This window comes from Xanthomonas sp. WHRI 6106 (assembly GCF_040202405.1).
GTDB classification, from domain to species: domain Bacteria; phylum Pseudomonadota; class Gammaproteobacteria; order Xanthomonadales; family Xanthomonadaceae; genus Xanthomonas; species Xanthomonas cannabis.
On the sequence record NZ_JBEGFC010000006.1, the window covers coordinates 145,730 to 164,477 of the forward strand.

11 protein-coding genes and 1 riboswitch are annotated in these 18,748 nt (G+C 67.6%); of the genes, 8 read left to right on the forward strand and 3 right to left on the reverse strand.

Annotated features, from left to right (window positions below; genetic code table 11):
* Window positions 1-8: 8 nt before the first annotated feature.
* Window positions 9-123, reverse strand: a riboswitch (S-adenosyl-L-homocysteine riboswitch).
* Between the two features lie 137 nt (window positions 124-260).
* From ABQZ09_RS11020 to ABQZ09_RS11050, 7 genes are all read left to right on the forward strand, one after another.
* Window positions 261-2,792: a S9 family peptidase gene (locus ABQZ09_RS11020; RefSeq protein ID WP_184552833.1), complete on the forward strand. Its 2,532-nt coding sequence runs from the start codon at window positions 261-263 to the stop codon at window positions 2,790-2,792.
* 285 nt (window positions 2,793-3,077) lie between these two features.
* Window positions 3,078-5,792, forward strand: a complete 2,715-nt coding sequence (gene ppc, locus ABQZ09_RS11025) for a phosphoenolpyruvate carboxylase (protein WP_184552831.1) — start codon at window positions 3,078-3,080, stop codon at window positions 5,790-5,792.
* A gap of 158 nt (window positions 5,793-5,950) precedes the next feature.
* Complete coding sequence (locus ABQZ09_RS11030) at window positions 5,951-6,523, forward strand: TetR/AcrR family transcriptional regulator (RefSeq protein WP_039404127.1); 573 nt, start codon at window positions 5,951-5,953, stop codon at window positions 6,521-6,523.
* On the forward strand, window positions 6,520-7,557 hold the full coding sequence (locus ABQZ09_RS11035) for an Lnb N-terminal periplasmic domain-containing protein (protein ID WP_184552829.1): 1,038 nt from the start codon (window positions 6,520-6,522) through the stop codon (window positions 7,555-7,557). The genes ABQZ09_RS11030 and ABQZ09_RS11035 overlap by 4 nt, the downstream gene beginning before the upstream one ends.
* Complete coding sequence (locus ABQZ09_RS11040; RefSeq protein ID WP_503018919.1) at window positions 7,554-9,569, forward strand: esterase/lipase family protein; 2,016 nt, start codon at window positions 7,554-7,556, stop codon at window positions 9,567-9,569. Before ABQZ09_RS11035 ends, ABQZ09_RS11040 begins: the two co-directional genes overlap by 4 nt.
* A gap of 480 nt (window positions 9,570-10,049) precedes the next feature.
* On the forward strand, window positions 10,050-11,252 hold the full coding sequence (locus tag ABQZ09_RS11045; protein ID WP_503018921.1) for an OmpA family protein: 1,203 nt from the start codon (window positions 10,050-10,052) through the stop codon (window positions 11,250-11,252).
* Window positions 11,253-11,859: 607 nt separating this feature from the next.
* Window positions 11,860-13,257: a histidine-type phosphatase gene (locus ABQZ09_RS11050; RefSeq protein WP_503018922.1), complete on the forward strand. Its 1,398-nt coding sequence runs from the start codon at window positions 11,860-11,862 to the stop codon at window positions 13,255-13,257.
* A gap of 675 nt (window positions 13,258-13,932) precedes the next feature.
* Here ABQZ09_RS11050 and metK read toward each other — a convergent pair.
* The gene (metK, locus tag ABQZ09_RS11055) at window positions 13,933-15,144 is read right to left on the reverse strand and encodes a methionine adenosyltransferase (RefSeq protein ID WP_047694400.1); all 1,212 of its coding nucleotides are present in this window, start codon (window positions 15,142-15,144) and stop codon (window positions 13,933-13,935) included.
* Between the two features lie 221 nt (window positions 15,145-15,365).
* Here metK and ABQZ09_RS11060 point away from each other — a divergent pair, with 221 nt between their 5' ends.
* Window positions 15,366-16,466, forward strand: coding sequence for a metal-dependent hydrolase (locus ABQZ09_RS11060; RefSeq protein ID WP_349776886.1), 1,101 nt, complete (start codon window positions 15,366-15,368; stop codon window positions 16,464-16,466).
* Here the strand turns inward: ABQZ09_RS11060 and ABQZ09_RS11065 are convergent.
* On the reverse strand, window positions 16,460-17,287 hold the full coding sequence (locus ABQZ09_RS11065; RefSeq protein WP_184552819.1) for a class I SAM-dependent methyltransferase: 828 nt from the start codon (window positions 17,285-17,287) through the stop codon (window positions 16,460-16,462). The two genes, ABQZ09_RS11060 and ABQZ09_RS11065, sit on opposite strands and share 7 nt — an antisense overlap.
* Window positions 17,288-17,315: 28 nt before the next feature.
* Window positions 17,316-18,314 carry a tRNA dihydrouridine synthase DusB gene (gene dusB / locus ABQZ09_RS11070; protein WP_228314388.1) on the reverse strand — a complete coding sequence of 333 codons (999 nt, stop codon included), beginning with the start codon at window positions 18,312-18,314 and terminating at the stop codon, window positions 17,316-17,318.
* Between the last annotated feature and the right edge of the window lie 434 nt (window positions 18,315-18,748).

The following is an 18,748-nucleotide window of genomic DNA, read 5'->3' on the forward strand; positions in this document are numbered from 1 at the left end:
AATGTCTGCAATTCCGGGCGCCGTTGAACGGTAACTGCTGGTCGAGCCTGGCCGTATTGCCTGCACCTTGTGGTGCAGTGAGCGGATCAGTCCGCCCTACCGGTCGCAGCGCCCCTCGACGAGAACGCTGATTATATCGGCAGCACCCCCCTCCGGCATGAATTGGCCGGTTTGAAGTGGCATGACCCCCAACCAACGGCAGGGGAGCGGCCGACAGGCGGCTGCTATGGTCGCAGGTCGATCATCACCGGGGACGGGCAATGCAGGAGAAACCGCATGCGCAAGGTTGGCGGCAGCACACATGGGCGCTGGCAGGGGCGCTGGCATTGAGCGCGCCGGTGTTGGCGATGGCGGCCGGCCCGGCGGCCGGCGCAACAGTGACGCAGCCAGACGCTGCAGCAGGCAGCGCGTACCAGCTGCCGTCCAAGGCGCTGCAGGCGGTGGTGGACGCACCGCGCGCACCGCTGCTGCAGCTCTCGCCCAAACGCGACCTGGCCGCGATGCTGCAGTTGCCGGCACTGCCGGACATCGCCGAGGTGGCCCAGCCGGAGTTGAAGCTGGCCGGCCTGCGCATCCACCCGAAGACCTTTGCAGCCAGCCGGTTCTCCTTTGCCAGCAAGTTGTGGCTGTTGTCGGTGGCCGATGGTGGTGAGCGGCAGATCGCCGGACTGCCGTCGCCGCTGTCGCTGGCCACGTCGAGCTGGTCGCCGGATCAGCGCTATCTGGCGTTCCGCCGCGAGGACGCGAGCAGTGGCGCCAACGAACTGTGGCTGGTGGACGTGGCCGCCGGGCAGGCGCGGCGTCTGGTCACCGGCCTGAATACCACCGTCGATGACGAACTGCGCTGGCTGCCCGATGGCAGCGGGCTGCTGCTGCAACAACAGGTGGCCGGGCAGGGCGCGCCGCCATCGCGGGAGGCCACCCCGGCCGGCCCGGCGATCCAGCAGACCAGCGCCGCTGCCGGGGTGCGCTCGCTGCCGACCTATCAGGACCTGTTGCGCAACGAGGCCGATGCGCGCGTGTTCGAGTACTACGCCACCGGCCAGCCGATCATCGTCACCCTGAGCGGGCAGGTCCGCCCGATCGCCGCGCCCGGCATCCATCTCAACCTGTCGGTGTCGCCGGATGGCCGTTACATCCTGAGCGAACGCGCTGAGCGGCCGTTTTCGTATCTGGTGCCGGTGGACAATTTCCCGCGCCGCATCGAGGTGCTGGACCTGCAGGGCAAGCTGGTGCGCCAGATCGCGCAGCTGCCGTTGGTCGAAGGCCTGCCGACCGGCAACGACGCCGTGCCCACCGGCGTGCGCGACATCGCCTGGCGGCACGATGCGCCGGCCACCTTGGTGTGGGCCGAAGCGCAGGACGGCGGCGACCCGGCACGCGAGAGCACCATCCGCGACGCGGTGCGGATGCAGGCCGCACCGTTCAACCGTGCACCGGTGACGCTGGCACAGCTGGAGAGCCGTTTTGACGGCATTCAATGGGGCCGCGGCGACCTGGCGATCGTGAGCGAGAGCTGGTGGAAGACCCGCCGCACCAAGCAGTGGCGCATCGCACCGGATCAACCGCAACGCGCGCCCGACCTGCTGTGGGACCGCTCCTCGCAGGACCGCTACAAGGACCCGGGCACACCGGCGACGGCGGCCGATGGCAAGGGCCGCACCTTGCTGCAGACCAGTGCAGACGGCAACAGCCTGTTCCTGCTCGGCAAGGGCGCCTCGCCGGAAGGCGACCGTCCGTTCGTGGACCGGTTCGATCTGCGCAGCAAGCAGGCCACGCGCCTGTTCCACTCGCAGGCGCCGACCTATTCCGCGCCATTGGCGTTGCTGGACGCACAGGCCACCCAATTGCTGCTCAGCCGCGAATCGCCGGAGGAGCCGGCCAACTATGTCGTGCAGACGCTTGGCGATGGCGCAGCCGCACCGCGTGCATTGACGCATTTCGCGCACCCGCTGCCGCAGCTGCGCGGTGTGCAGAAGGAGCAGATCCGCTACAAGCGCGCCGATGGGGTGGACCTCACCGCCACGCTGTTGCTGCCGCCCGGCTATGACCCCAAGCGCGACGGCCCGCGGCCGCTGCTGATGTGGGCCTACCCGGGCGAATTCAAAAGCGCCGACACCGCCAGCCAGGTCACCGACTCGCCCTATCGCTTCAACGCCATCAGCTACTGGGGGCCGCAGGCGTTTCTGGCGATCGGCTATGTGGTGCTCAACAACCCGACCATGCCGATCGTGGGCGAAGGCGATGCCGAACCCAACGACACCTATGTGCCGCAGCTGATCGCCGATGCGCAGGCGGCCGTGGACGAAGTGGTACGGCGCGGGGTGACCGACCGGCAGCACATCGCCATCGGCGGGCATTCCTATGGCGCCTTCATGACCGCCAACCTGCTCGCGCACACGCGCCTGTTCAAGGCCGGCATCGCGCGCAGCGGCGCCTACAACCGCACGCTCACCCCGTTCGGGTTCCAGGCCGAAGAGCGCAACTACTGGCAGGCGCAACCGGTATACCAGGCGATGTCGCCGTTCAACTACGCCGACAAGATCAAGGACCCGCTGCTGCTGATCCACGGCCAGGACGACAACAACACCGGCACCTTCCCGATCCAGAGCGAGCGCATGTTCGCCGCGATCAAGGGCCTGGGCGGCACCGCGCGGCTGGTGATGCTGCCCAACGAATCGCATGCCTACCGCGCGCGGCAATCGATCATGCAGATGCTGGCCGAGAGCGAGCAGTGGTTGAAGACCAATGTCGGCGATCCCGCGCAGGCGGAAGTGCCGTCCAAGCGTTGATCGTCGGCGCGCGCAATGCGGTGCGAACGCAACTCGGATCGTCGCACCGCACCTAGGAGCGCACCCGGGCGCGACCAGGCGTTACCGGTAAAGCTCCATCGCGCCCGGGTGCGCTCCTACGCATTGCTTGCCGGCGCCGGGCGACGGATTCCAATGGCGCGCACGAACGTGGGCGGCACTTGGTGCAGGATGGTTCGGTCTGAAACCGTCCTGCGCGTCGCGATCATCTAATCCTTTTGGGTTAGTCTTCGACGACTTTGCGCTTGAAGAGGGTGTGCGTTTCCGATGAACGAGTACCGCAGCAGTCTTGTGTTCGCTACCCCCGATCTTCCCTTGCGCGACGACGTACGTCGGCTCGGCGCACTGGTGGGTGATCTGCTCGCCGAGCAGGTGTCTGCGGAATTCCTCGATGAAGTCGAACGCGTGCGCACCACGGCGATCTCGCGCCGCGAAAGCGATGCTCCGCCATCCACCTTGAGCGAACAACTCACCGGCCGCGAACCGCGTGAAGCCGAAGCGCTGGTGCGCGCCTTCAGCACCTATTTCCAGGTGGTCAACATCGCCGAGCGCGTGCATCGCATCCGCCGCCGCCGCGAATACCAGCGCAGCGGCACCGACACCCCGCAGCCCGATGGCCTGCACGATGCCATGCGCCGGCTCAAGGCGCAGGGCGTGACCCTGGAAGAGCTGAGCCAGTGGTTGCCACGCATCGATGTGGAGCCGGTGTTTACCGCGCACCCCACCGAGGCGGTGCGGCGCGCGCTGCTGGAAAAAGAACAGCTGATGGTCGCCAGCCTGGTCGACAACCTGGACGGCATGCGCACGCCCAACGAACGCGCCAGCGATGCCGCGCGCTTCCGCATGGCCTTGACTGCCTCGTGGCAGACCGCCGATTCCTCGCCGGTGCGCCCCACCGTGGACGACGAGCGCGAGCACGTGGGCTTTTACCTCACCCAGGTGCTCTACCGGGTGGTGCCGGTGATGTACGAAACGCTCGAACACGCCATCGAAGAAACCTACGGCAGCGTGCCAACGCTGCCGCGTCTGCTGCGCTTCGGTACCTGGGTGGGCGGCGACATGGATGGCAACCCGAACGTGGATGCCACCACCATTGCCGGCACCCTGGATGCGCAGCGCCGCGCGGTGCTGGACCGCTACCAGAAGGAACTCTGGCAACTGGCCAGCCTGCTCAGCCAGTCGACCACGCTGGTGCAGGTCAGCCCGGAACTCACTGCGCAGCTGGAACGCTACCGCGTGCTGCTCCCCGAAGACGCCGCACGTTCGCGCCCGCGCCACGGCGACATGCCGTACCGCCTGCTCAACGACCTGATGCGCGCGCGCCTGCAGGCCACGCTGGACGATGCCGCCGGTGCCTACACCGCGCCGTCGGAACTCGAACACGACCTGCAACTGATCCTGGACAGCCTGCAGGCCAACAAGGGCCTGCACGCCGGTTGGTTCGCCGTGCGGCGCCTGTTGTGGCGCGTACGCAGTTTTGGGTTTCATCTGGCGCGGCTGGATGTGCGCCAGGAATCGAGCGTGCATGCGCGCGCGGTGGCCGACGCACTGGGCCAGGCAGAGTGGGACGAACAGGACGCCAGGCAGCGCGCTGGCTTGCTTGGTCCGTACGCGTCCGGCGAACAGGCATTGCCGCGCGTGGCCGACGAAGGCAATGCGCGCCTGGACGCGGTGTTCGCCGCGCTCGCCGATGCACGCACACGCCATGGCGCCGATGCGCTGGGCAGCTACATCATTTCGATGGCGCACAACCGCGCTGACGTGCTCACCGTGCTCGCATTGGCGCGCCGCGGCGGCCTGGTCGACGACGCCGGCGCTGTGCCGCTGGATATCGTGCCGCTGTTCGAAACCGTGGACGATCTGCGTGGTGGCACCGGCACCGTGCAGGACCTGCTGGCCGACCCGGTGTATCGCCAGCACCTGGCCGCGCGCGGCGATACGCAGATGGTGATGCTGGGATATTCGGACAGTGGCAAGGACGGCGGCATTGCGGCCTCGCGCTGGGGTCTGCAGCGAGCGCAGGTCGAGCTGCTGGAAGCGGCCGCCGAGTTGGGCGTGCGGCTGACCTTCTTCCACGGCCGCGGCGGGTCGATCGCCCGCGGCGGTGGCAAGACCAGCCGCGCACTGGATGCCGCCCCGCGCGGCAGCGTGGACGGCCGCCTGCGCGTCACCGAGCAGGGCGAGGTGATCCACCGCAAGTACGGCATCCGTGCATTGGCGCTGCGCTCGCTGGAACAGATGACCGGCGCGGTGTTGCTGTCCAGCCTGCGCCCGCGTGCGCCCGAGCCGCGCGAGGAGCGCTGGCGCCCGGTGATGGACCTGGTGGCCGAACGCAGCACCGTGGCCTATCGCGCCTTCGTCGGCGCGCCGGACTTCATGCAGTACTTCCGCCTGGCCACACCGATCGATGTTATCGAGCGCATGACGCTGGGCTCGCGTCCGTCGCGGCGGCTGGGCCAGGATGCGGCGTTGTCCAACCTGCGCGCGATTCCATGGGTGTTTGCCTGGAGCCAGGCGCGTGCGGTGATCCCGGGGTGGTACGGCGTGGGCAGCGGTCTGCAGGCGGCAGTGGATGCGGGGCATGAAGACAGCTTGCGCGAGATGGCGCAGGACTGGCCGTTCTTCCGCACCTTCCTGGACGACATCGCCATGGTGTTGTCCAAGGGCGATCTGAATATCGCCGAGTTGTTCTCGCGGCTGTCGGGTGATCTGCACGAGCGCTTCTTCCCGCAGATCCGCGACGAACTGGCGCTGACCAAGGGCTGGGTCAAGGCGCTGCTGCAACAGCAAGCGCTGTTGCAGCACGACCCGCGGCTGGCGCTGTCGATCCGCCTGCGCAACCCCTACATCGACCCGATCAGCGTGCTGCAGGTGGACCTGCTGCAACGCTGGCGGGCCACCGATGGCGAAGACGACGCATTGCTGCGCGCGCTGGTGGCCTGCGTCAACGGCGTCTCGCAAGGCGTGCAGAACACCGGCTGATCCGGTTGGCCGAGTGGACCATCGGCTCCGATGGCCCACTCCGAAGACCCAAGCTGGCCGCCCACTGCGACGGCCCGCTGCGACCGTCGGTCGGGGAGGGCGTCGCTCAAGCAAGCGGACTCTGGCATTACCGGACAAATCTGTCCGATAATGCCGGCATGATGACTTCCCGCCCTGATGCCGCGCTGCGCCGCCGGCAGATTCTCGATGCCGCCGACGAAGTGTTCAGCGAACACGGCGTCAATGCCCCGCTGGAGCTGGTGGTGGAGCGTGCCGGCCTTGGCCGCGCCACCTTGTACCGCAATTTCCCGGACCGCGTGGCGCTGATGACCGCGCTGATGGCGCGCGGGCTCGATGGCCTGGAGCGGCTGGCCGCCGACCTGGCCGACCGCCCGGACGGGTTGGCCGTGCTGCTGCACGACGTGGCCGAACACATCGCCCAGTCCGCACCGCTGGTGGACTTCTGGCGCTCGATCGAGCGCGCGCACCCGGCGGTGGAGGCGGCCGACCAGCGCGTGGTGGCGATCTTCCTGCCCTTCGTGCACCGCGCCCGCGACGCCGGCCTGTGCCGGGCCGATGTCGACGACGAGCAGCTGTTGCTGGTGATCGACATGCTGGGCAGCTGCCTGCGCGGCAACGATGAAGCAGAACGCAAGCGGCTGGCCCACCGTTCGGCCGATCTGCTGATGCACGCGCTGGGCATGCAGGTGCCGGAGGGCGGCACGCGATGACACCGGCCACCCGCGCACGCATCGGCCGCTGGGCGTTGCGCACCGCGCTGGTGCTGGCCGCGTGCTGGGGCGGGCTGGCGATCTATTTCGCGCTCGGTGGCAATGCACTGGTACGCATCGGCTGGGTGGCCTCGTGGTGCGCGATGGCACTGGCAGCGCTGTGGGGCCTGCGCCGTGGCCGCGAGAACTGGGCGCTGGTGGGCATCTTCGCTGCCGCGTTCGTGGTGCTGGCGGTGTCATGGGGGCTCATGCAGCCCAGCCAGGACCGCGACTGGGCCGACGATGTCGCGCAGCGTCTGCAGCCGCAGGTGCAAGGCAACATCGTTACCCTGCACAACGTGCGCAATTTCGACTGGCACAGCGAAACCCGCTACGTGCCGCGCTGGGAAACCCGCCGGTACGATCTGGACCATCTGGTCAGCGCCGATCTGGCGTTGTCGTACTGGATGGGCCCGGCGATCGCGCACACGCTGGTGTCGTTCGGCTTCGACGATGGCTCGCATGTGGTGTTCTCGCTGGAAATCCGCAAGGAACGCGACGAGGCGTTTTCGGCGCTGGGCGGGTTTTTTCGCAGTTTCGAGGAAACCCTGGTGGCCGCCGACGAGCGCGACATCCTGCGCGTGCGCACCAATGTGCGCGGCGAGGACATGTACCTGTATCGCCTGGCCATTCCCAAGGCCGGGTTGCGTCGCATGTTCATGGGCTATGTGGAGCTGGCCAACCAGCTGGATCGCGCGCCGGCCTTCTACAACACGCTGACCAGCAACTGCACCACCATTGTCTTTGCGCTGGTGCGCCAGCTGCAGCCCACCTTGCCGCTGGATCACCGCCTGCTGCTGTCCGGCTACGCCGACGCGTACGCCTACGATCATCACGGCCTAATGCCGGGCTATGACTTCGCCACCTTGAAGCAGCGCGGGCATTTCACCGCGCGTGCGATCGCTGCCGACAAGGCGAGCGATTTCTCCGAGCGCATCCGTGCCGGCATGCCGCAGGCGCCGGCGCCCGGCACCTCGGTGAGTGCGAAACAGTGATGCCGCGCAGGCCATGGCGGCGGGCCACGACCGTGCTGGTGGCGGTGGTGATGAGTGGGTGGTTGAGCGGCTGCGCCATGGTCACGGTGCAGTCGCGCAACAGCGGCGATTACGTCGCGCAGACGCGCGGCGATGTGCTCAGCACCGGCGCGCTCAGCCAGGCCGGTAGCGAAACCCTGCAGGTGGCGGGGCTGCAGCCCAAGGCCTGCCGCACGCAGCCGCTGCCCTGCCTGCAGCACCTGACCACGGTGGCAGGCATCGGCGAAGAGCGTCGCCTGGCCACCCAGGCCGAGCTCTGGACCGCGCGCGCAATCGACCTGGGCGGACGCAATCCGGCGCAAATGAGCGACGTGGCCACCGATGCCTGGCTGGAGGCCGCGCGGCATGCGTATGCCTACCTGTTTTTCACTGCGCGCGCGCCCAGCGCGCGTGCGTTCGAGAACCGCCAGACGCAGGTGCGCGACTATTACAACTATGCCGTGCAGCAGGTGGTCGAGCGCCTGTTTGCGCGCTCCCAGCAGGCCGGCGACACCACCCCGGCGCCCACGGCGGTCGGCCGCTGGCAGGTGGTGGTCGACATGTCGGCCTACCGGCTGCCCGGTGGCGGTAATACCCCGCGCGCCATCTTTGCCGCCTCGGCATTGCGCTTCAACGGATTGCGCAGCACCTATCGGCGCGACGGTTTCGGTGCCGAGCTGGTGGCCGAAGTGGACCCGCAACTGGTCGGCGATCCGGCCGGGCTGGCGGTCCAGCAAGCCATCGCCCCGAGTGCCGCGCCCGAGCGCCCGCTGCCGACCTTCAGCGAGATGCCATACGCACCGGCGACGCTGTTGCTACGCTTCGATGGCGACACGCTCGCAGCGGTGCTGAAGACCGATCTGGTGACCCTGGTGCCGTACGACCCGTACCGCCAGAACGAGGTGGTGCTGCATGGACAGCGCGTGCCGTTGGCAGCCAACTTCACCGCCGCCTACGGACTGTGGCTGGCCAAGTCGGGGTTTGCGGCGCAGTCGCTGCGCTCGATGCTGGGCAGTGCGCGCGGCATCGAGCGCCCGCATCTGTATCTGATGCAGCCCTACGATCCCGATCGCCGCGTGCTGCTGATGCTGCACGGGCTGGCCAGCAGCCCGGAGGCCTGGGTCAACGTGGCCAACGAACTGATGGGCGATGAAACGCTGCGTCAGCGTTACCAGATCTGGCAGGTGTACTACCCGACCAATGCGCCCATCGCGGTCAATCGCGCGGAAATCCAGGCGTTGGTGGAACGCAGCCTGCGCCACTTCGACCCGGCGGGCAGCGCCGTCGCCTCGCACGACATGGTCCTGATCGGGCACAGCATGGGCGGAGTGATCGGACGGCTGCTGGTGTCCTCGTCCGGCGAACAGCTCTGGGACGCGCTGCTGCGGGATTATCGCCTGGACGGCGAGCGCGGTGCCCGCGTGCGCGCCAAGCTGTCGCCGCTGCTGCATTTTTCGCCGATGCCACAGATCGATCGCGCGATTTTTATCGCCGCGCCACATCGCGGCACGCCACTGGCCGAAGGCGGGTTGGGGCGCTTCGTCGGGCGCCTGGTGCGGTTGCCGATTGCGTTGCTGGACCGGTTTGGTGATGTATTGCAGGACCTTGCCAACAGCGAACGTGAGAGCAGCGGTGGCCAGTCCCGGCGCAAGGGCCGCCTGCTGCCGCCGACCAGCATCGACAACCTGCGCGATACCGACCCGTTCGTGCGCGCCACGATGGATCTGCCGATCTCACCGCAGGTGCAGTACCACACCATCGTCGGCCGCGAAAAACCGCAGGTGCCGCTGGCCGACTCCGACGACGGGTTGGTGCCGTATCGCAGCGCGCATCTGGATGGCGCCGCCTCCGAACTGGTGGTGACTTCCTGGCACAGCGTGCAGGAAACGCCGCAGGCGATTCTGGAGATCCGCCGCATTCTGCACGCGCAGTTGCAGGCCGAAGCGGCAGGAAGTACGGCGGCCGCGGGACACGGCGCAAATACGTCGCCGTAAGCTCCATGGCGGCATCCATGCCGCCATGGGTCCCAAGACGGTGGGCGGGCAAGGGCCAGTCACGATGGTCGGTGCGCAGAGTGTTCAACCAGCAACCGACAACCTGCGCGATGCAGCATTTTCGTTCTTCAACAAAACCACCAGCCAACTGTCTGGCGTGGTGTCCTCGCCGATTGCGGGACCGTTGGCGGCGAGGACACCGCCATCGAGCTTCCACGGACGGATTCACGGCGTGTCCCGCGAGCGGTGAGGGCACCGCGCCCTCGACCCACTCGGCATTTGGCCTGGACGTCTGACGGCATCGCCAAGACGTGGCCGGGAAATCACTGCACGCACGTAAATACACCTGCACACGCCCGCCCGCCTGACGGGCGGACGGACGGACGCGCGGCAGGTCTGTCAGCCGCTCTTAGCGCGGTGTTGACCAGGCTCGTGCTATCAGGCGGTTCCCTCGAACTCGCTCGAACCAAGGAAGACGCGATGCGCAAGACGTTGTCGGCATTGATTTGGGTTCCCTTGCTATTGGCGGCTTGCAGCCGTGGCGAAGGTCAGAAGACTGCGGCAGACGTTGCAGGCACAAGGCCGCAGGCAACGCAGACCGCAACGCCTGCCAACGATGCGGCACCCGCGACCGATGCGGCAGTGCCCGAATTTCCGGCCATCCCGATGATCGTGGTCCCCGACATCGTCGGCGTGACCCCGGCGCAACGCGCACTGGAAGCCTCGTTGCAGGACGTGCTCGACCCGATCGAAGGCGTCAGCGTGGCGCCCGCGCGTTGTGGCGATGGCGGCACGCTGATCGCCGATGCCGGCATCACCAGCGTCGATGCCCATGGCAACCTGCTGCGTAACGGCGATGGTGGTTTGTTCGATCTCAAGGCCGACGGCAGTGGCACCGCCAACTTCGACGGTGGCTTGATCAGCATCAACGCCGATGGCAGCGGCACCATCAACGGCACCGGCCAGAACGGCGACGATGCGCTCATCGATGTGCAGTCCAATGGCGGCGGCACCTACAACGGCCCGGCCGGTTTGATCAGCCTGGACGGCAAGGGCGCCGGCACCTGGAACAGCAGCAAGAGCGGCCTGATCGACAATCGCGGCGATGGCAGCGGCACCTGGAACGGTCCACGCGGGCTGGTGACCATCAACGCCGATGGGTCGGGTACCTGGAACGGGCCCGAGGGTCTGGTGCAGAACCACGGCGACGGCACCGGCACGGTGGGCACGCCTCCCCGCGAGGTGCGCATGCCGCCGCTGCCCAAGGTGCCGCCGGCCGGCCGCTTCCCGCCGCTGCAGAAGTTCGCCCCGCCCGGTGCGCCCTGCGGTTATCTGATTACCTTGAACGACCGCATCCTGTTCGACTTCGACAAGTCCGACATCCGTCCCGATGCGGCACGCGTGCTCGATACATTGGCCGCTGCGCTCGGCAAGGTGACAGCACAGGACATGCAGGTGCGCGGGCATACCGACAGCAAGGGGGACGACGCCTACAACCAGGCCCTGTCCGAGCGCCGCGCCAACGCCGTGCTTGCCGCGCTGCGTACGCGCGGTACCGCCCAGACGGCCGGTGCGAAGGGCTATGGCGAATCGCAGCCGGTGGCACCCAACACCCTCAACGGGCAGGACAATCCCGGCGGACGGCAGCTCAACCGGCGCGTGGAGATCTTTCTGCGGACGTGAGTGCGGCCCGCTGCCCACGGCATGGATGGCGGGTGCATGGTCACGCTTTTTGGATGGCGAGTAGTGGATGGCGAAACAGGCTGCGGGGGCCGTAGCGCGAGTGCCCGCACTGCGATCCGAGTGGAAATGTCCGCGACCGCGCCGCGGCCCTCGTCTGCGCAGCCCGGCCGCCATTCCAGCTGCGTACTCGCGCAACTGTGCCGAGGTGCGCGCCTGAGGCATGCAGATTTCGGGTCTTGCCCGGGCGTCACCGGGGTGAAACAACCCATCCCCATCATGCGCCGCGCCTGCCTGCAGGCGTGATGCAGGGCTGCTGCATCGCTTTTCCGCTCGTGCCGTCGCACTGTCGGGACGTCCGACGGTGTTGCAGCCCGGCTGTGCTCTGGATGACGGAATGTACGCTCGTTGTTGGCTGCTGCACCGCTTACGAAGCTGCTCAGAGGACATGCAGACGATGTGGACTGCCGTCGTCGACAGGAGCCGGCGCAGCAGGATCGCCGCGCGCGAAGTCGGTGATGTAGGGCAGGGTGCCGGGCCGCAGGGGGCGTTCGCCGGCAAGCGGGAATTGCCGCGGTCCGCAACGGATCGATGCAGCGGGCGCGATGCGATGGGGATCGCGTGGCGCCCGCCGCACTCCACGGGGTACCCTGCGCCGCCGGCAAACGGCGCAACGCATGACGCGCGCATGCCGCGTATCGGTATGCCATCGATGTTCGTCGCAAGCGCGCTGTGGACGTCGTTGGCCGCCACGTTGTTGAGCGGCTGCGCAGCATCGGAACCGCATGCACCGCTGCCGACGTCGGATGCGCGCACGCAGGGCAGCGCCGCAGCAGCGGAACCATCACCCGCGACAGCCACGGCCCACCTCGAGCGCGTGGTGGTGATCTTCCGCCACGGCGTGCGTGCGCCGCTACAGGGCGAAGCAGCGGCGGCACGCTATGCCGACCGGCCCTGGCCGCAGTGGTCCACCCCGGCCAGCCTGCTGACCCCGCGGGGTCGCACGGCAGTGCGCTTGAGCGGGGAGTATCTGCGTCAGTGGCTGGCGGCGCAGGGGCTGCTGCCGTACGCCGGCTGCCCGTCGCCGGGCAGCGTGTCGGTCTGGGCCAACACCGATCAACGCACCATCGACAGCGGCGCGCTGCTGGCCGACGCACTGGCACCCGGCTGCGGCCTGGTCGCCGGCCACCGCGAGGCAGGCAGCGACGACCCGCTGTTCCGGCCGATCGAAGCCGGCGCGGTGGCATTCGACGCAGCCGCTGCCGTGGCATCGATCCAGCGGCAGACCGGCGGCCCGGCCGCCTTGCTGGTAGGCCACGCGGCCGAACTGCAGGCGATGCAGCAGATTCTGGGCTGCCGCCGCACGCCCTGCGATTTTGCCCGCATGCCCTCCACGCTGGCGCCCTCGGCCAATGGGCGGGGCCTGGCCCTGGGCGGGCCGATCGACCTGACCTCCGGCACCGGCGAAGTGCTGTTGCTGCAGTATGCCGATGGCCTGCCGCTGGCGCAGGTCGGCTGGGGCCGCGCCACCCCCGAGCGTCTGGCACAGGTGTCGCGATTGCATGCACTGCTGTTCGATCTCTATGCACGCCCGCACTACATGGCGCAGCGTTCGGGCGCCCCGTTGGCGCGCGCGGTGCTGCAACGGTTCGGAAATGCGCAGGCGCCGAAGGTCTCGCTGTTCGTCGGCAGCGACACGCATATCGCTGCACTGAGCAGCCTGCTGGGCGTGCACTTCCACTTGCCCGGCTACGGCGCCGACGACCCGCCACCGGGTGGCGCGTTGCTGCTCGGCCTGTGGCGCGCGCCAGATGGCACCCAGGTGGTGCGTGCACGTTACCTGGCGCAATCGCTGGACCAATTGCGCACCCTCGCGCCGCTGGATCTGGACCACCCGCCGCTCCAGCAGGAATTGGCGCTGGGCCTGTGTGCACCGGAGCAGCGCACGGCCTGCCCATTGGCGGATTTTGCTACGGCGCTGCAGCAGCAGTTGCAGCTCGATCGGTAGCAACAGGTTCGCGACAACTGTCCTGCGATGGTTTGCATGGCCTGTGACTTCGACCCGTACCCTCACCCCAACCCCTCTCCCGCAGGGAGAGGGGCTTGAGCAGCGGTTGGCGTCGTTGTCCATTCTTCCCCGCGGCACAGTGTCCTCTTTCATGGGGACAAGGTGCCTCGCAGGGGCGGATAAGGGTACGTGCGCAGCCACGTGTTATTCGGCAGGTGGTTGGCTTCGCCCCCGTACCCTCACCCCCAACCCGTCTCCCGCAGGGAGAGGGGCTTGAGCAGACTGCTGGCATCGTTGTCCCTTCTCCCGCAAGGCGGGAGAAGGTGCTCCGTAGGAGCGGATGAGGGCATGTGCGCAGCCAGGTGCTATTCGGCAGGGAGTGGCTTCGCCCTTACCCTCACCCCAACCCCTCTCTGCGCCCCGGCCCGCGCTTGCGGCGCGGGCGCTCCAAGGCACACGCGCCGGTGGCGCGTAAGCCGTGCCTTCTCGCCCCGCGGGGAGAGGGGCTCTATTGCGTCACGCACCTGCACGTACGGGTCCGCCGTCAGCCGACGCATCCGCAACCTGCCACTTCCTGCAGTTGGGCAACCCACCGACAGACCGCCAAAACGCAACCGGGCCGCATCAGCGGCCCGGTCGTCACGCATCGCGCTCGCTCCCGCAGAAGCGGCGTGATTATTTCAGCTTGGCGTCGGCACGCAGGGCGTCGGCGCGGTCGGTCTTTTCCCACGAGAACGAGGTGGCGGAATGCTGCACGCCGGCACCGTCGGTGTAGGTGAAGTCCTTCGGCTTGCGGCCGAAGTGGCCATAAGAGGCGGTCTGCTGGTACATCGGGTGGATCAGGTCGAGCATCTGGATGATGCCGAACGGACGCAGGTCGAAATGCTTGCGAATCAGCTTTTCGATCTGCTCGTCGGCGATCTTGCCGGTGCCGAAGGTGGTGACCGAAATCGAGGTCGGCTCGGCCACGCCGATGGCGTAGGACACCTGCACTTCGCAACGGTCGGCCAGACCCGCGGCCACCACGTTCTTGGCCACGTAGCGCGCCGCATAGGCAGCCGAACGGTCGACCTTGGACGGATCCTTGCCCGAGAACGCGCCGCCGCCGTGACGGGCCCAGCCGCCGTAGGTGTCGACGATGATCTTGCGACCGGTCAGGCCGCAGTCGCCCACCGGGCCGCCGATCACGAACTTGCCGGTCGGGTTGATGTGGAACTTGGTGCCCTTGTGCAGCCACTTGGCCGGCAGCACCGGCTTGAGGATTTCCTCGCGCACGGCTTCGATCAGGTCCTTCTGCTTGATGCCCGGGTCGTGCTGGGTCGACAGCACCACCGCATCGATCGCGGTCGCCGCGCCGTCTTCATAGCGCAGGGTGACCTGCGACTTGGCATCCGGACGCAGCCAGGCCAGCGCCGAGTTCTTCTTCTTGCGGATCTTGGCCTGCTGCTCGACCAGGCGGTGCGAGAGGTGGATCGCCGCCGGCATGAAGCTGTCGGTCTCGTTGGTGGCATAGCCGAACATCAGGCCCTGGTCGCCGGCACCCTGTTCTTCGGGCTTCTTGCGGTCCACGCCCTGGTTGATGTCCGGCGACTGCTTGCCGATCAGGTTGAGCACGCCACAGGTCTCGCCGTCGAAGCCGACGTCGGAGCTGTTGTAGCCGATATCCAGGATCACCTTGCGGGTCAGCGCTTCCAGATCGATCCAGGCGCTGGTGGTCACTTCGCCGGCGACGATCGCAACGCCCGTCTTGACCAGCGTCTCGCACGCCACGCGGGCACGCTTGTCCTGGGCCAGGATGGCATCCAGCACGGCGTCGGAGATCTGGTCGGCGATCTTGTCCGGATGGCCTTCGGAGACCGATTCGGAGGTGAACAGGTAGCTGGACATCAGGCTTATATCCCTTAATTCGGATGAAAAGATGGGTGCGGATGATACACGCCCCGTGTGTCGGTTGCATTGTGCGCCTGAACGCGATGCCGTGGGGTTAAGCCGATGACGGTGGGCGCGGCGCGTCCGGCGCAGGGGCCAACGCATCCACAGCCCCGTGCCGACGAAACGTGGCGGTGGATATTCCCATGCGTGCATGTCGGGCCTGCTAGCATCGGCCGATGGATTCATTGACCCAGATCGTTCTTGGCGGCGCCATCGCCGCTGCCATCGCGCCGCCCGGACAGCGCCGCGCTGCCCTGTTGGCCGGCGCGGCACTGGGCACCTTGCCCGACCTCGACTCGCTGGTGTTGCTGCCGCTGACCGACGACCCGGTCACCCTGATGACCGTGCACCGCAGCGCCAGCCATTCGTTGTTCGTGCTGCCGTTGGTGGGCTGGCTGATCTGGTGGCTGTTCCGGCGCTACGACAACGGGCGCGTGGCCAGTGCACCCACGCGCTGGTTCTGGGCGATCCAGCTGGCGCTGATCACCCATCCGCTGCTGGATGCCTTTACCGTCTACGGCACCCAGCTGTGGTGGCCGCTGCAGCCGCACCCGGCCATGTGGTCGAGCGTCTTCATCATCGACCCGGCGTACACGCTGTGGCTGTTGCTGGCCTGTGCGGTGGCCTGGTTCGCGCGTGCGCGCCCGCTTGCGCAGCGCGCGCTGGTGATCGGGCTGGTGGCGAGCAGTGCGTACCTGGGCTGGTCGCTGATGGCCAAGCACCTGGTCGACCAGCAGGCCGATCGCGCGCTGGCGGCGATGGGGCTGGCCGACGCGCCACGCTTCTCGGTACCCATGCCGTTCAACACCTTGCTGTGGCGCGTGGTGGCGATGACGCCCAGCGGTTATGTGATCGGCGAACGTTCGCTGGTGGCCGACAGCGGCCCGATGCAGTTCCGCGGGTTCTCCAGCAATACCCAGGCACTGGGCGAAGTGGCCCGGTTCGATTCGGTACGCAGGCTGACCTGGTTCAATCGCGGCTTCATGCGCGCACGCCTGGTCGATGACGACCTGATGCTCAGCGACCTGCGCATGGGCCTGGAGCCGGACTACAACTTCAATTTCGTCGTGGCCCATCGCGAGGACGGACAGTGGCAGCCGATCGTGCCGAGGCAGGTGCAGGCGGCGTATCGCGCACCGGTGGCCCGCGACCAGATCGGTGCGGTGCTGGCGCAGATGTGGCGCCGCATCTGGCAGGCGCCAAGCGGCACGACGCTGACCGGTGACCTGGACACGGCCGGGACGCCGGCCGCCGCACCTGTTCCGAACGCTCAATAGACCGTGGCGCGGGCCTGCACGAACGAGTAGAAGAACACCGCATTCGGGTCGCTTTGCACCTGCGCCAGTTCGCCGCGCATGCCCTCCACGGTGTCTGCGTCGACGGCGCCGGCCTGCAGCAGCTGATCGGCCGCCGACAGCAGCACTTCTTCCCAGAACCCGATCATGGTCTTGCGCCGGCCGGGCTCGCGGTTGTCCAGATGCAGGGTCTTGATCTGCGTGTGCACATCGCGGAAGCCGCCGGCCAGCAGCAGGTTGCCCAGCTTGGCACCGACGAACGGGTCGCCGCCCTGGTCATGCTGGAAGTCGTTGAACGCCATCCAGTAGCGCCACAGGTTGGGCGAGTACGGGTGCAGCAGGAACGAGGCATTCATCACCTCGGTCACGTAGACCGGCGCGCCGGGCAGCAACACGCGGCGCACTTCGTTGAGTACGCGCGCCGGCGAGGGCACGTGTTCGAGCACCCAGCACAGGAAGGCCGCATCGAACTGGCGCGCCTCGAATGGCAGGTCGCCCGCATCGGCCTGCTGCAGCGTGTAGCGCTCGCGGCACCACGCCAACCGTTCAAGGTTGGCCCGCGCCGCGCCCAGTTGCGCCTCGCTCAGGTCCACGCCGGTGACGTGCAGGTCGGGAAACCGGCGCAGCAGGATCTCGGTCTGCGCGCCGACCCCGCTGCCCACTTCCAGCAGGCGCCGCGCGCCGCTGTAGTCGACCTCGTTGAACAGGGTCGTTTCCAGCAGCCGGGCCTGCTTGAGCAGGCGCGCCTGTTCGGTGGCAGAAAATCCGTGCAGGTAGGTCGAGGAGTCGTGCGGTGCGCTCATGTGTGCAGCTCCAGCAATGCAGGAAAACTCAGGCAGCGTCCGACAATTCTGGCGCCACGCCGGCAATCAAGGCATCGAAGTAGTCGCGCGTCAGCGCCAGTTGTGCCTCCGGCGTCTCGGCGCGATTGACCACCGCGCGGAAGTCGGCGCTTTGCGGGTGATCCTTCGCATACCAGCCCAGGTGCTTGCGGGCGATGCGCACGCCCTGCGGCTGGCCGTAGAACGCGTGCAAGGCCTCCAGATGCCCCAACAGCGTGTCGCGCACAAATGCCAGCGACGGCGGCGGCAACAGCTCGCCAGTAGCCAGATAGTGCGCCACCCCGCCAAAAATCCAGGGGCGGCCCTGCGCGGCGCGGCCGATCATCACCGCATCCACGCCGGTCTCGCGCAGCACCTGGGCGGCCTTCTGCGGCGAATCGATATCGCCGTTGGCGATCACCGGGATCTGCAGCGCCGCCTTGATCTGCGCGATCGTCGCGTACTCGGCGCTGCCGGTGTAATGCTGGTCGCGGGTACGCCCGTGCACGGCGAGTGCGGCAATCCCACAGTCCTGCGCGATGCGAGCGATGGTGGGGCCGTTGCGATGGTCGCAATCCCAGCCGGTGCGGATCTTCAAGGTCACCGGCACATCCACCGCCTGCACCACCGCGCGCAGGATGCGCGCCACGAGCGCTTCATCGCGCATCAATGCCGAGCCGGCCCAGGCATTGCACACCTTCTTGGCCGGGCAGCCCATGTTGATGTCGATCAGCTGCGCACCGTGGTCCACGTTGTAGCGGGCCGCCTCGGCCAGTTGCTGCGGCTCGGTGCCGGCGATCTGCACGCTGATCGGGTCCGGTTCGCCGGCATGGTCCATGCGGTGCAGCGATTTGCGCGTGCCCCAGAAGCGCGAGTCGGAAATGGTCATCTCCGACACCGCCAGCCCGGCGCCAAGCCGCTTGCACAGCAAGCGGAACGGCTTGTCGGTGACGCCGGCCATGGGCGCGAGAATCACCTTGGGGGCGATGGAGTAGGGGCCGATCTGCATGGGGGCATTGTAGCTGGGTGGGAAATCGGGAATGGGGAATCGGGAAAGCGTTTCCGGCCTTCGGTCCTGCACGATGCTGTGCGGGTCGCGCGACTAGATAGAACGAGGGCGGTGAACCTGTTGGCTGACCGTACCCTCACCCCAACCCCTCTCCCGCTGGGAGAGGGGCTTCTATTCCTTCTCCGCCTCGTGGGTAGGAGAGCAGCTCCTATTCCTTCACTCGGGAGTAAGAGAACAGGGTCTCTTCCTTCTCCGCGTCGGAGTAGGAGAGCAGCTTCTATTCCTTTCGCGAGTGGGAGCAGCTTCTATTCCTTCTCCCGTCGGGAGAAGGTGGCGCGTCAGCGCCGGATGAGGGTACGGGCGCCCGACGCTGCATCACGCCTCATTCCCTGGCATCACACCTGATTCCTGTACCCGACGCTTTCCGACGAAGG